Source organism: Streptomyces sp. NPDC030799 (assembly GCF_055572255.1).
This window is the reverse complement of record NZ_JBVIDS010000014.1, coordinates 295362-309119: the sequence shown is the minus strand read 5'-3', so window position 1 is coordinate 309119 and position 13758 is coordinate 295362. Positions and strand designations below refer to the sequence as shown.

Sequence of the window (13758 nt, the reverse complement as noted above, 5' to 3'; positions counted from 1 at the left end):
ACGCCCGGTTACATTCCGAACCCGGAAGCTAAGCCTCACAGCGCCGATGGTACTGCAGGGGGGACCCTGTGGGAGAGTAGGACGCCGCCGAACAATTCTTCAAAAAGGTCGGATCCTGAACTTTGGTTCGGGGTCCGACCTTTTTATGTTTTCCTTAACGTGTCGTTCACGTCGCGCACCCAGCATCCAGCACATGGGAACTGCTGCAATGCTCAGGGCCGCCGGTGTCGGAGTCGGTGACGAGGTCGTCGTGCCGGCCTTCGGGAACGTCGAGGTCGCCGAGGCCGTGGCCCTGGCCGGTGCGCTCCCGGTGTTCGCCGACATAGATCCCGTGACGTACTGCCTCGATCCCGGTGCTGTCGAGGCAGCCGTAACTCCCCGTACGGCCGCCGTCGTTGTCGTACACCGCTTCGGACGGGGAGCCGATCTGGGGCGGTTGCACGCGCTGGGGCAGCGGTACGGGCTGCTGGTGCTGGAGCAGGGTGAGTCCGAGGCGCCGTACGACGAGACAGCGCAGCGCAGGGAACGGGCCGCGTATCTCGACGCCAAGTTGAAGGGCGTACGGACGCCGGACGGTGGTGACGGGCACACGTATCAGCAGTACGTCGTGCGGGTGCCGGGAAATGGCCGGCCGGACCGGGACGCCTTCGCGTTGGCTTTGCGGGCCAAGGGAGTTGAGTGCCGAGTGCCGGTCAAGACGCCGGTGCACCGGCTGCCGGAGTTCCGTCGGTGCGTGTCCCTGCCGGAGACCGAGCTGGCCGCCGACGAGACACTGACACTGCCCGTGGACGCCTCGCTCACCAAGCGGGAGATGCAGCGGATCGTGTCCGCCTGCAATGCCCTCGGGGGCCTCCTCCAGCCTGCCTTCTGAGCGGGTGCCCGAACGAATTTGGGAACTCGGGCCTGCTCGGGGTACAGTTTCTTCGTCGCCGCGAGGGAAACCTCGAAAACGACCGGCCCCTATAGCTCAGTCGGCAGAGCGTCTCCATGGTAAGGAGAAGGTCAACGGTTCGATTCCGTTTGGGGGCTCCAACAAAAAGGCCCACCCTTCCGGGTGGGCCTTTTTCGTGCTTCCTCACACGTCCTTGTGGATTCCCGGGACGCGCATCGCCAGAATCGCCATGTCGTCCGACGGGGCGTCCGACGCGAAGCGTTCCACCGCGCGCATGATGCGTGCCGCGACCGCGCCCGCCGTCAGCCCCGTGCACGTCGTGAGAACGTCGGCGAGGCCGTCGTCGCCCAGCATGCGTGTGCCCTCACGGCGTTCGGTGACGCCGTCGGTGACGCAGAGCAGCACGTCACCGGGGTCGAGGGTGACGGTCTCCTCGTGCAGCTCCAGGTCCTCGATCACGCCCAGCAGCGGCTGCGGTTCGGCGGCCGCCGTGACCGTGCCGTCCTGGCGCAGACGCAGCGGCAGCGGGTGCCCGGCGCAGACCACCTTCAGCTCGGCGCTGCCGTCCTCCTGTGGGCGCATCTCGCCGTACAGGAGGGTCAGGAAGCGGCTGCGGTCGCCTTCGTCGAGGATCGCGGAGTTGAGGCGCTGCAGGACGGCGGGGCCGCTGAGGCCCTCGCGGGCCAGCAGGCGCAGGGCGTGCCGGGCGAGGCCGGTGACCGCCGCCGCGTTCGGGCCCGTACCGCACACGTCGCCGATGGCGAAGCCGTAGGCGCCGTTGCCGATGGGGAAGAGGTCGTAGAAGTCACCGCCGACCTCGTTGCCCTCGCCGGCCGCGCGGTAGATGACCTCGACCTCGACGCCGTCGATGTGCGGTGTGCCCGGCGGGAGCAGGCTGCGCTGGAGGGCCTGGCTGATGGCCGTGCGCTCCGAGTAGAGACGGGCGTTGTCCAGGGCGAGGGCGGCCCGGCGGGAGAGGTCTTCGGCGAGTTCCAGGATCTCCTGGCGGAAGTGTTCGTCGGTGGGCTTGCCGAGGACCAGCATGCCGATGACGCGGTTGCGGGCGACGAGCGGGAGCACGACCGTCTCGCCGCCCACCGCGGAGGCCGTGGCGAGGGTGGGGCCGATGCCCGCGGAGATCTGGTGCGTGGGTCCGCCGGCGAGGCCGAGGCTGCGCATCGAGCTGCGCAGGGCGGCCTGGTGGGCGACCTCGGCGGGGGTCGTCCAGACGCGGGCGCCGGGCGTCGGCACCGGGTCCGGGGGCTGGATCTTGGAGAGCAACGACTTGATGCCGTCGATCAGTTCCTCGTCCTCGTGCAGGACGTACGAGAGGTACGGCTCCGAGGCCTGGTCGGCGATCGTGTAGACAGCGCACCAGGTGGCCAGGGTGGGGACCGTCATCTGGGCCATCAGGGCCAGCGTCTGGTCGCGGTCCAGGGTGCCGGCCAGCAGGTCGGAGGCCTCGACGAGGAAGCTCAGGGAGCCGCGGCGCAGCCGCTCCAGCTCGCCCAGGCGGGCCGACTCGACGGCCAGGGCGATGCGGTCGGCGGCGAACTGCAGGCGCAGTGCCTCCTCGTTGGAGTACCGGCCGGGTGCCTCGGCGGCGACGCCGAGCGAGCCGGTCAGGCGGCCCTCGACCTTCAGCGGGACCGTGACGACCGAGCGCATGCCCGTGCCGTTCAGCAGTGGTACGGCCCCGGGGACGGATGCGAGGTCGTCGTGGACGGCCGGCATGCGTGCGGAGCCGTAGCGGCCGGGGCCGGCCTCGACGGGCACGCGCGCGAAGCGCTGGCGGGCGGAGGGCAGGCCGGTGGACGCGCGTACTTCCAGCTCGGTCTCGTCGTCGGTGGCCAGCAGCAGGAACGCGGAGTCTCCGTCGAGCATGTCGCGGGCGCGCTCCACGGTGCGCTGCAGCAGGCCGTCGAGGTCGTCCGGGGCGGGGGAGCCGATGAACACCTCGAAGGGGTCGGCGCTCTGCCCGTCAGAGGTCTGGTTCTGGTCGCCGGCCGGGACGCGCGACGGGGTCTGCAGGACGGCGCGTTCGTGGTCGCGGACCATCAGGCACACGGTGGAGGGTTCGCCGCCCGTGTCGCGGACCCGCAGGTGGGAGGCGTAGACCGGGGCCACCCGGCCGTCGGCGCCGCGGATGCCGTAGCTGCCCTCCCAGCGGGAGAGTTGGAGGGCCTCGGCCACGCCGGTGCCGGTGCCGGGAGTGTGCGGCCAGGCCGCGAGTTCGGCGAGGGGCCTGCCGACGACTTCGCCGGCCGTATGGCCGAAGAGGTCCTCGGCGTCCTCGTTCCAGGAGGTGATGGAACCCTTGCGGTCGACCTGGACGACGGCGACGCGGACCCGGCCGTCTGCCAGCGGGAGCAGGTCGGCGGGCAGGGACGGGCCGGCGGTTCGGGTGCCGACCACGCGTTCGGGGAGGTTGAGCTGGAACCAGACGTTCTTGTGGGTGGGCGTGTAGTCGACGCCCCAGCGGGTGGCCAGGGCCGCGCACAGCTGGAGTCCGCGGCCGCCCTCGCGGTCGGGGCTGCCCATCGCGGCGACGCTGTTCTGGAGGGGGACCTCACGCTCGGGGTAGCGGTCGGAGACCTCGATGCGCACGCCGTCCTCGGTGCGCAGGCACAGGACGTCCGCGTGCGTGCCCGCGTGGACGACGGCGTTCGTCACGAGCTCGCTGGTGAGGACGACGGCGTCGTCGACGATGTCGGCGAAGCCCCAGCCCTGCAGGGTGTCGCGGACGAAGGACCGGGCGGTCGCGACCGATCGCCCGACGGGCTCGAAGGTGGCGGCCGCGCGCGCGGTGATCACAGAACTCCTCGGCCGGTTGTCTACGTGCAGGGCTGCGTGGCCGGCCGGCTCGCTCCGCTGGTGCGGCATCAGCGCGTCCGTCGGCTGTGGCTCCGGGGGCTGTTCCCCGGGGATGACTCCGGTGGTCATGGTCTGCGGCTGCCCCTCCGATGCCCGCTCGTTCTCGTGCCACCGCCCAGGCCGGTCGGACCGGTGCGGCTGGACAGCCGCATGCAAGGTTACTTACCTTCGCCGTCCGAGCGGGTGCCGGTCGCCGGTGTTTACCCCCCAGGGTGTGCGGACGATGTGCGAAGCTGCCGAACTGTTATGGCCTGGTTCGGGCAGGGTGAAACACTGGGCAGGCTTCTGATGAAGGTCGGGTCGGGCTGCGTGTGTTCCGTGCACGGCGGGCAGCAGCCCCTGGTGTGGCCGGATCTCGTCTGGCAGAAATACGCAGCAGTAACAGATACGCAGAAGTAACAGGTACGCAGAAGTAACCGGTATGTCGACGACCGGCACGCCGGGCGGAAGCGGCCGAGCACAGCAGTAACGGTCTACCCCTCCGGGAGGGACACAGTGGAGTCTGGCGCGGCGACGCGTGGCACGAAGACGCGCGCGAAAGGCGGACCGTCCCTGGGCAGGCGCGGCGGCACCACGGAAGTGGACACGGCTGCCCTGAACCGGCTGCTGGCGGCTCTCGTCTCGATGCGGGACGGGAACTTCCGCAAGCGGCTCACCGTCTCCGGGGACGGGGTGATGTCGGAGATCGCGGCCGTCTTCAACGAGGTGGCCGACCGGAATCTGCATCTGACCGGTGAGCTGTCCCGGGTGCGGCGCATGGTGGGCCGTGAGGGAAAACTCACGGAACGACTGGAGACGGGGGCCTGTGAGGGCTCCTGGGCGTCCGCGATCGACGCCTCCAACGCGCTGGTGGACGATCTCGTCTGGCCGGTCTCGGAGGTCGGCCGGGTGCTCACGGCCGTGGCCGAGGGTGATCTGTCGCCGCGGATGGAGCTGCGGACGCAGGCACCGGACGACGGTACGGGGCATCCGCTGCGGGGAGAGTTCCTCAAGGTCGGCCGTACCGTCAACAACCTGGTCGACCAGCTGTCGACGTTCACGGACGAGGTCACGCGCGTGGCCAGCGAGGTCGGCACCGAGGGCAAGCTCGGCGGTCAGGCCCAGTTGCGCGGTATGTCGGGTTCGTGGAAGGACCTGACCGAGTCCGTCAACACGATGGCCAACCGGCTGACCGCACAGGTGCGCGACATCGCGCTGGTGACGACGGCGGTCGCGCGCGGTGATCTGTCACGCAAGGTCACCGTGCATGTCGCGGGCGAGATGCTGGAGCTGAAGAACACCGTCAACACGATGGTGGAGCAGCTGTCGTCGTTCTCGTCCGAGGTGACGCGGGTGGCCCGTGAGGTGGGCACCGAGGGCATCCTGGGCGGTCAGGCGCAGGTGCCGGGTGTGGCCGGTGTCTGGAAGGAGCTGACCGACTCCGTCAACACGATGGCGGGCAACCTGACCGCGCAGGTGCGTGGGATCTCGCAGGTCACGACCGCGGTCGCCAACGGTGACCTGTCGCGCAAGGTGACGGTTCCGGCGCGTGGCGAGGTGGCGCAGCTCGCCGAGACGATCAACCAGATGACCGAGACGCTGCGGATCTTCGCGGACGAGGTCACGCGCGTCGCGAACGAGGTCGGCGCGGAGGGCCGGCTGGGCGGCCAGGCGAACGTGCCCGGCGCGGCCGGTACGTGGAAGGACCTGACGGACTCCGTCAACACGGTGTTCCGGAACCTCACCATTCAGGTGCGGGACATCGCGACCGTGACGACGGCCGTGGCCAGTGGTGATCTGTCGCAGAAGGTCACGGTCGACGTGGCCGGCGAGATGCTGGAGCTGAAGAACACCGTCAACGGGATGGTGGACCAGCTGTCGGCGTTCGGTGCCGAGGTGACGCGGGTCGCCCGGGAGATCGGGGTCGAGGGCGAGCTGGGCGGTCAGGCGCAGGTGCCGGGCGCGGCCGGTGCCTGGAAGGACCTGACGGACTCCGTCAACACCGCGTTCCGCAACCTCACCGGGCAGGTGCGCAACATCGCCCAGGTGACCACGGCGGTGGCCAACGGTGATCTGTCCCAGAAGGTCACCGTGGACGTCTCCGGCGAGATGCTCCAGCTGAAGAACACCGTGAACACCATGGTGGACCAGCTGTCGAGCTTCGCCGACCAGGTCACGCGGATGGCCAGGGACGTGGGTACGGAGGGCCGGCTGGGCGGTCAGGCCCGGGTGGACGGCGTGTCCGGCACGTGGAAGGAGCTGACGGACTCCGTCAACTTCATGGCCGGCAACCTCACCTCCCAGGTGCGTCAGATCGCCCAGGTGACGACGGCCGTGGCGCGCGGTGACCTGTCGCAGAAGATCGATGTTGACGCGCGCGGCGAGATCCTTGAGCTGAAGAACACGATCAACACGATGGTTGATCAGCTGTCCGCCTTCGCCGACCAGGTGACCCGGGTCGCGCGCGACGTGGGTACGGAGGGCCGCCTGGGCGGCCAGGCGCAGGTGCCCGGCGTGGCCGGTGTGTGGCGGGACCTGACCGACTCGGTGAACGGCATGGCCGGCAACCTGACGGCCCAGGTGCGCAACATCGCGCAGGTCGCCACCGCCGTGGCCCGCGGTGACCTCTCGCAGAAGATCACCGTGGACGCGCGCGGGGAGATCCTGGAGCTGAAGAACACGCTGAACACGATGGTGGACCAGCTGTCGTCGTTCGCGCAGGAGGTCACGCGGGTGGCCCGCGAGGTGGGTACGGAGGGCATCCTCGGCGGTCAGGCCGAGGTGCAGGGTGTCTCCGGCACCTGGAAGGACCTCACGCAGTCCGTGAACTTCATGGCGAACAACCTGACGATCCAGGTGCGCAACATCGCCGAGGTCACGACCGCGGTCGCCAAGGGTGACCTGTCGAAGAAGATCACTGTTGACGCCAAGGGTGAGATCCTTGAGCTGGTCACGACGGTCAACACCATGGTTGATCAGCTGTCCAGCTTCGCCGAGCAGGTGACCCGGGTGGCCCGTGAGGTGGGCACGGAGGGCATTCTGGGCGGCCAGGCGCATGTGCCGGGCGTCACCGGTATCTGGAAGGACCTCAGCAACAACGTCAACCTGATGGCCAACAACCTGACCATGCAGGTGCGGAACATCTCCCAGGTGGCCGCGGCGGTCGCCAACGGTGATCTGACGCGTCAGGTCACCATCGAGGCGCGCGGCGAGGTGGCGCAGCTCGCCGACACCATCAACACGATGGTCAAGACGCTGAGTTCGTTCGCCGACCAGGTCACCAAGGTGGCCCGTGAGGTGGGTACGGACGGCATCCTGGGCGGTCAGGCGCACGTGCCGGGTGTGGCCGGCACCTGGAAGGACCTCACCGAGTCCGTGAACCAGATGGCGTCCAACCTGACCGGCCAGGTGCGCAACATCGCCATGGTCACCACGGCCATCGCCAAGGGTGACCTGACCAAGAAGATCGACATTGACGCTCGTGGCGAGATTCTTGAGCTGAAGACGACGATCAACACGATGGTTGATCAGCTGTCCAGTTTCGCCGAGGAAGTCACGCGCGTGGCGCGCGAAGTGGGCACGGAAGGGCAGCTCGGCGGTCAGGCACGCGTGCGTGACGTCGACGGCACCTGGCGGGACCTCACCGAGTCGGTGAACGAGATGGCCGGGAACCTGACCCGGCAGGTGCGTGCCATCGCGCGCGTGGCGACCGCGGTGACCCGCGGTGACCTGAACCTGAAGATCGACGTGGACGCCTCCGGCGAGATCCAGGAACTGCAGGACTACATCAACAAGATGATCGCCAACCTGCGCGACACCACGATCGCCAACGAGGAGCAGGACTGGCTCAAGGGCAACCTCGCCCGTATCTCCGCGCTGATGCAGGGACGCCGGGACCTGGAGGACGTGGCCTCGCTGATCATGAGCGAGCTGACGCCGGTGGTGTCCGCCCAGCACGGCGCGTTCTTCGTGGCGATGTCCCTCATGGAGGGGCAGGAGCTGGGCGCCGAGGCCGAGGACCGGTACGAGCTGCGCATGCTCGGTTCGTACGGCTACTCGATGGGCTCGATGCCTACGTCGTTCCGGCCGGGTGAGGCGCTGGTCGGTACGGCCGCGCAGGAGAAGCGCACCATCCTGGTGGAGAACGCGCCCAGCGGGTATCTGAAGATCTCCTCGGGGCTCGGCGAGGCCCCGCCCGCGCAGGTGATCGTGCTGCCGGTGCTGTTCGAGGGCAATGTGCTCGGTGTGATCGAGCTGGCCTCCTTCACGCCGTTCACGCAGATCCAGAAGGACTTCCTCAACCAGATCGCCGAGATGATCGCGACCAGCGTCAACACCATCTCGGTCAACACCAAGACCGAGCAGCTGCTGAAGCAGTCGCAGGAGTTGACGGAGCAACTGCGCGAGCGCTCGGCCGAGTTGGAGAACCGGCAGAAGGCGCTGCAGGCCTCCAACGCCGAACTGGAGGAGAAGGCCGAGCTGCTGGCGCGGCAGAACCGCGACATCGAGGTGAAGAACACCGAGATCGAGGAGGCCCGGCAGGTTCTGGAGGAGCGCGCCGAGCAGCTCGCGGTGTCGATGCGCTACAAGAGCGAGTTCCTCGCCAACATGTCGCACGAGCTGCGTACGCCGCTCAACTCGCTGCTGATCCTGGCGAAGCTGCTCGCCGACAACGCCGAGGGCAATCTCTCGCCGAAGCAGGTGGAGTTCGCGGAGACCATCCACGGCGCGGGCTCGGATCTGCTCCAGCTGATCAACGACATCCTCGACCTGTCGAAGGTCGAGGCGGGCAAGATGGACGTCTCGCCGACGCGTATCGCGCTCGTCCAGCTCGTGGACTACGTGGAGGCCACCTTCCGGCCACTGACCGCGGAAAAGGGCCTGGATCTGTCCGTACGGGTCTCCCCGGAGCTGCCGGCGACCCTGCACACCGACGAGCAGCGGCTGCTGCAGGTGCTGCGCAACCTGCTGTCGAACGCGGTGAAGTTCACGGACTCCGGGTCGGTGGAACTGGTGATCAGGCCGGCCGGCGCGGATGTGCCGGTGGGCATCCGGGAGCAGCTGCTGGAGGCCGGCTCGCTGACCGATCCGGACGCGCCGCTGATCGCGTTCTCGGTGACGGACACCGGCATCGGTATCGCGGCCAGCAAGATGCGGGTGATCTTCGAGGCGTTCAAGCAGGCGGACGGCACGACCAGCCGCAAGTACGGCGGCACCGGCCTCGGTCTGTCCATCTCCCGGGAGATCGCACAGCTGCTCGGCGGTGAGATCCACGCGCAGAGCGAACCGGGCCGCGGCTCGACGTTCACGCTGTACCTGCCGCTGCACCCGAGCGAACTGCCGCCGCAGGGCTACCAGCAGTCCGTGCCCCCGCTGGAGGCCGGCGAGCTGCTGGCCTCCGAGGCGGAGCAGTCCTTGGAGCTGTCCGCCGTGGAGATCGAGACCCCGGCCGAGGTGAAGTCGTACCGCGAGACGCAGAACGGTCCCGCGGCGCTCTTCCGGCGCCGGCGGCGGAGTCTTCCGCAGGGCGAGCAGCGGCCCGAGCACCGGATGGCGCTCCCGGAGCAGGAGAGCACGGCGCACTTCGCGCGCGGGGTGCGGTTCGGCGGCGAGAAGGTCCTGATCGTCGACGACGACATCCGCAATGTGTTCGCGCTGACCAGCGTCCTGGAGCAGCACGGGCTCTCGGTGCTGTACGCCGAGAACGGCCGCGAGGGCATCGAGGTGCTGGAGCAGCACGACGACGTGGCGGTCGTGCTGATGGACATCATGATGCCGGAGATGGACGGCTATGCGACGACCACGGCGATTCGCAGGATGCCGCAGTTCGCCGGGCTGCCGATCATCGCGCTGACCGCGAAGGCGATGAAGGGCGACCGGGAGAAGGCGATCGAGTCGGGTGCCTCCGACTACGTGACCAAGCCGGTCGACCCGGATCATCTGCTGGCGGTGATGCAGCAGTGGATGGGCGGGGAATGACGCGATCGGCACGCCGGGATGTGAACGGCCGGGGAACCCTCGGCGCGTGTCGGGAGTTGCCCGGTTGAGGTCACTGCGCACGGACGGCTTAGGGTGGCTGGAGACGTATGGGAATGCGGGATTCCGGGAACCATCCCGGCCTCCGCCGCGTTTCCGGTACGTGCACAGTGACATCGCGGTGACAGGGTGTGGCGACAGGCGGGGTGCGGCTACGATGACCGGCACAAGGACGGGCGGCGAAAGGGAGTCGTCCCCTGGGGCGGCGCCCGGTGTACCGCCGGGGCGAGGAGGGCGGGCCATGGTGCAGAAGGCCAAGATCCTCCTGGTCGATGACCGGCCGGAGAATCTGCTGGCGCTGGAGGCCATCCTCTCTGCGCTCGATCAGACGCTGGTGCGGGCATCGAGCGGGGAGGAAGCGCTCAAAGCACTGCTCACGGACGATTTCGCGGTCATTCTGCTGGACGTCCAGATGCCGGGAATGGACGGGTTCGAGACCGCCGCGCACATCAAGCGGCGCGAGCGGACCCGGGACATCCCGATCATCTTCCTCACGGCGATCAACCACGGCCCGCACCACACCTTCCGCGGTTACGCGGCAGGTGCGGTCGACTACATCAGCAAGCCGTTCGACCCGTGGGTGCTGCGCGCGAAGGTCTCGGTGTTCGTCGAGCTGTACATGAAGAACTGTCAGCTGCGCGAGCAGGCGGCACTGCTGCGGCTGCAGTTGGAGGGCGGCGGCAAGGGCGCGGTCGGCGGCAAGGAGTCCGCCGGGCTGCTGGCCGAGCTGTCCGCGCGGCTCGCGGCCGTCGAGGAGCAGGCCGAGGCGCTGTCCAAGCAGCTGGACGACGATTCGGCGGATGCGGCCGCGGTGGCCACGGCGGCGCATCTGGAGCGCAAACTCACCGGATTGCGGCGAGCGCTCGACGCCCTGGAGCCGGGCACCGGCACCGGCGGTGCGTCGGTGCCGGCGCAGAACTGACATACGCCCGGGCAGCGGTTGCCCATGAGCGCGCGTCAGTTCCGCGCCCCGGCAAGGGCGACACGAACGGGTGAAGCTGTGGGCACACGTGTCCGCTGTCGTCTCCCCCGGTAACCTCACACCCATGGCCTCACGTCCCTCCGCAGCCAAGAAGCAGCCCGCCAAGAAGGCGGCTGCTCCCGCGAAGGCTCCGGCGAAGAAGGCCGCCCCGAAAAAGGCCGCAGCGAAGAAGGCTCCGGCCAAGAAGGCGCCCGCCAAGAAAGCCCCGGCCAAGAAGGCCGCGCCCAAGCCGGTACCCAGCCCCACCGGGGGCGTGTACCGGCTCGTGCGCGCCCTCTGGCTGGGCCTCGCGCACGCCGTCGGCGCCGTCTTCCGCGGCATAGGGCAGGGCGCGAAGAACCTCGATCCGGCCCACCGCAAGGACGGCATCGCGCTGCTGCTGTTCGGCGTCGCGCTGATCGTCGCCGCCGGCACCTGGGCCGATCTGAAGGGCCCCGTCGGGGACCTGGTGGAGATCCTCGTCACCGGTGCCTTCGGCCGGCTCGACCTGCTGGTGCCGATACTGCTCGCGGTGATCGCCGTACGGTTCATCCGGCACCCGGAGCAGCCGGAGGCCAACGGACGGATCGTGATCGGCCTGTCCGCGCTGGTCATCGGCGTGCTCGGCCAGGTCCACATCGCCTGCGGCTCACCCGCGCGCAGCGACGGCATGCAGGCCATAAGGGACGCCGGCGGCCTCATCGGCTGGGCGGCGGCCACCCCGCTGACGTACACCATGACCGAGATGCTGGCCGTACCCCTGCTGGTGCTGCTGACGATCTTCGGTCTGCTCGTGGTGACCGCCACTCCGGTCAACGCCATCCCGCAGCGGCTGCGTGCGCTCGGCGTACGCCTGGGCGTGCTGCACGACCACGAGGCGCCGCAGTACACCGAGGACGACGCGCGCTACGACGACCAGTGGCGCGAGGCGCTGCCCGCGCGCCCCCGCAAGCGTTCGGCCGCCCCCCGGGCGTACGACCCGGAGAGCGCCGAGGAGGAGGCCCTCTCGCAGCGCCGCGGCCGTCCCCGGCGCTCGGCGGTGCCCCAGCCGGATCCGCAGCGCCAGATGGACGCCGTGGACGTCGCGGCGGCCGCCGCCGCGGCGCTCGACGGCGCGGTGCTGCACGGCATGCCGCCCTCCCCGCTGGTCGCCGACCTCACCCAGGGCGTCAGCGTCGGCGACCGCGAAGAGACCACGCCGGTGCCGGCACCGGCCCCCGCGCCCTCGCCGGTCCCGGCCGCGCGACCCAAGCAGGAGAAGCTCAAGCCCGGAATCGTCCCCGATCTGACCAAGAAGGCTCCCGACCAGCCGCGCGACCTGCCGCCACGGGCGGAGCAGCTCCAGCTGTCCGGGGACATCACCTACGCGCTGCCGTCGCTGGACCTCCTCACCCGCGGCGGCCCCGGCAAGGCGCGCAGCGAGGCCAACGACGCGGTCGTCGCCTCGCTCACCCAGGTCTTCACCGAGTTCAAGGTCGACGCCGCCGTCACCGGCTTCACGCGCGGCCCGACGGTCACCCGGTACGAGGTCGAGCTCGGCCCCGCCGTGAAGGTCGAGCGCATCACCGCGCTGACCAAGAACATCGCGTACGCCGTAGCCAGCCCCGACGTGCGGATCATCAGCCCCATCCCCGGCAAGTCGGCGGTGGGCATCGAGATCCCGAACACCGACCGGGAGATGGTCAACCTCGGCGACGTGCTGCGCCTCGCGGAGTCCGCCGAGGACGACGACCCGATGCTGGTCGCCTTCGGCAAGGACGTCGAGGGCGGGTACGTGATGCACTCGCTGGCGAAGATGCCGCACATGCTGGTCGCCGGTGCCACCGGCTCCGGCAAGTCGTCCTGCATCAACTGCCTGATCACCTCGGTCATGATGCGGGCGACCCCGGAGGACGTCCGGATGATCCTGGTCGACCCCAAGCGGGTCGAGCTGACCGCCTACGAGGGCATCCCGCACCTGATCACGCCGATCATCACCAACCCCAAGCGGGCCGCCGAGGCGCTGCAGTGGGTCGTACGCGAGATGGACCTGCGCTACGACGACCTCGCGGCCTACGGCTACCGGCACATCGACGACTTCAACCAGGCCGTCCGCGAGGGCAAGGTCAAGCCGCCCGAGGGCAGCGAGCGGGAGCTGCAGCCGTACCCGTACCTGCTGGTGATCGTGGACGAGCTGGCCGACCTGATGATGGTCGCCCCGCGCGACGTCGAGGACGCCATCGTGCGCATCACGCAGCTCGCACGTGCGGCCGGCATCCACCTGGTGCTCGCCACCCAGCGGCCCTCGGTGGACGTCGTGACGGGTCTCATCAAGGCCAACGTGCCCTCCCGGCTGGCCTTCGCCACCTCCTCGCTCGCCGACTCCCGGGTCATCCTCGACCAGCCCGGCGCCGAGAAACTCATCGGCAAGGGCGACGGCCTGTTCCTGCCGATGGGCGCGAACAAGCCCACCCGAATGCAGGGCGCGTTCGTCACCGAGGCCGAGGTCGCCGCCGTCGTCCAGCACTGCAAGGACCAGATGGCGCCCGTCTTCCGTGACGACGTCACGGTCGGCACCAAGCAGAAAAAGGAGATCGACGAGGACATCGGCGACGACCTCGACCTGCTGTGCCAGGCGGCCGAGCTGGTCGTCTCCACCCAGTTCGGGTCGACCTCCATGCTCCAGCGCAAGCTGCGGGTCGGCTTCGCCAAGGCCGGGCGGCTCATGGATCTCATGGAGTCCCGCAACATCGTGGGACCGAGCGAAGGCTCCAAGGCGCGTGACGTACTTGTGAAGCCCGACGAGCTGGACGGCGTGCTCGCCGTGATCCGCGGGGAGTCCGGGGACTAGGGGCAGGGGCGAAGGGCCGTCCGCCGGTCGCGGCTTGCGCCGGGTGGCCGGATCGCCGTGATCCACCTGTTAGAGAACGGCGGGCAACCGTTTCCCTTTGTCGTACGTCCAGTTGAGCGAGAGGACAGGTAGTAGTCCCATCATGGGGTATCTGCCTGTCAAGCCCTCGGTGCGTCCGGCCGTTCC

5 protein-coding genes, 1 tRNA gene and 1 rRNA gene are annotated in these 13758 nt (G+C 69.2%); 6 read left to right on the top strand and 1 reads right to left on the bottom strand.

Going from position 1 to position 13758, the window contains the following annotated elements; all coding sequences use genetic code 11:
• The 3 genes from rrf to ACZ41I_RS32215 all read left to right on the top strand — a co-directional run.
• Positions 1 to 93, top strand: a 5S ribosomal RNA gene (gene rrf / locus ACZ41I_RS32225); the annotation flags it as partial.
• A 115-nt stretch (positions 94 to 208) separates the two neighbouring features.
• The gene (locus tag ACZ41I_RS32220; protein WP_468515712.1) at positions 209 to 871 is read left to right on the top strand and encodes a DegT/DnrJ/EryC1/StrS family aminotransferase; all 663 of its coding nucleotides are present in this window, start codon (positions 209 to 211) and stop codon (positions 869 to 871) included.
• An 85-nt stretch (positions 872 to 956) separates the two neighbouring features.
• A tRNA-Thr gene (locus ACZ41I_RS32215) sits at positions 957 to 1032 on the top strand.
• 43 nt (positions 1033 to 1075) lie between these two features.
• Here the strand turns inward: ACZ41I_RS32215 and ACZ41I_RS32210 are convergent.
• Positions 1076 to 3835 (bottom strand): SpoIIE family protein phosphatase, encoded by a 2760-nt coding sequence (locus ACZ41I_RS32210; RefSeq protein ID WP_363217699.1) that lies wholly within the window; start codon positions 3833 to 3835, stop codon positions 1076 to 1078.
• A gap of 426 nt (positions 3836 to 4261) precedes the next feature.
• Here ACZ41I_RS32210 and ACZ41I_RS32205 point away from each other — a divergent pair, with 426 nt between their 5' ends.
• The 3 genes from ACZ41I_RS32205 (at position 4262) to ACZ41I_RS32195 (ending at position 13572) form a co-directional block, all read left to right on the top strand.
• Entirely contained in the window at positions 4262 to 9724 is a 5463-nt protein-coding gene (locus tag ACZ41I_RS32205; RefSeq protein ID WP_363217701.1) for a HAMP domain-containing protein, read from the top strand.
• Between the two features lie 298 nt (positions 9725 to 10022).
• On the top strand, positions 10023 to 10703 hold the full coding sequence (locus tag ACZ41I_RS32200; protein ID WP_363217702.1) for a response regulator: 681 nt from the start codon (positions 10023 to 10025) through the stop codon (positions 10701 to 10703).
• Positions 10704 to 10827: 124 nt separating this feature from the next.
• Positions 10828 to 13572 carry a DNA translocase FtsK gene (locus ACZ41I_RS32195; protein WP_468515711.1) on the top strand — a complete coding sequence of 915 codons (2745 nt, stop codon included), beginning with the start codon at positions 10828 to 10830 and terminating at the stop codon, positions 13570 to 13572.
• The last annotated feature ends 186 nt before the right edge of the window (positions 13573 to 13758 follow it).

What these genes read in the sequence shown, in the direction of transcription:
- ACZ41I_RS32220 (WP_468515712.1), top strand. Translation starts at nt 209, where the DNA reads ATGCTCAGGGCCGCCGGTGTCGGAGTCGGTGACGAGGTCGTCGTGCCG.
- ACZ41I_RS32210 (WP_363217699.1), bottom strand. Translation starts at nt 3,835, where the DNA reads ATGACCACCGGAGTCATCCCCGGGGAACAGCCCCCGGAGCCACAGCCG.
- ACZ41I_RS32200 (WP_363217702.1), top strand. Translation starts at nt 10,023, where the DNA reads ATGGTGCAGAAGGCCAAGATCCTCCTGGTCGATGACCGGCCGGAGAAT.
- ACZ41I_RS32195 (WP_468515711.1), top strand. Translation starts at nt 10,828, where the DNA reads ATGGCCTCACGTCCCTCCGCAGCCAAGAAGCAGCCCGCCAAGAAGGCG.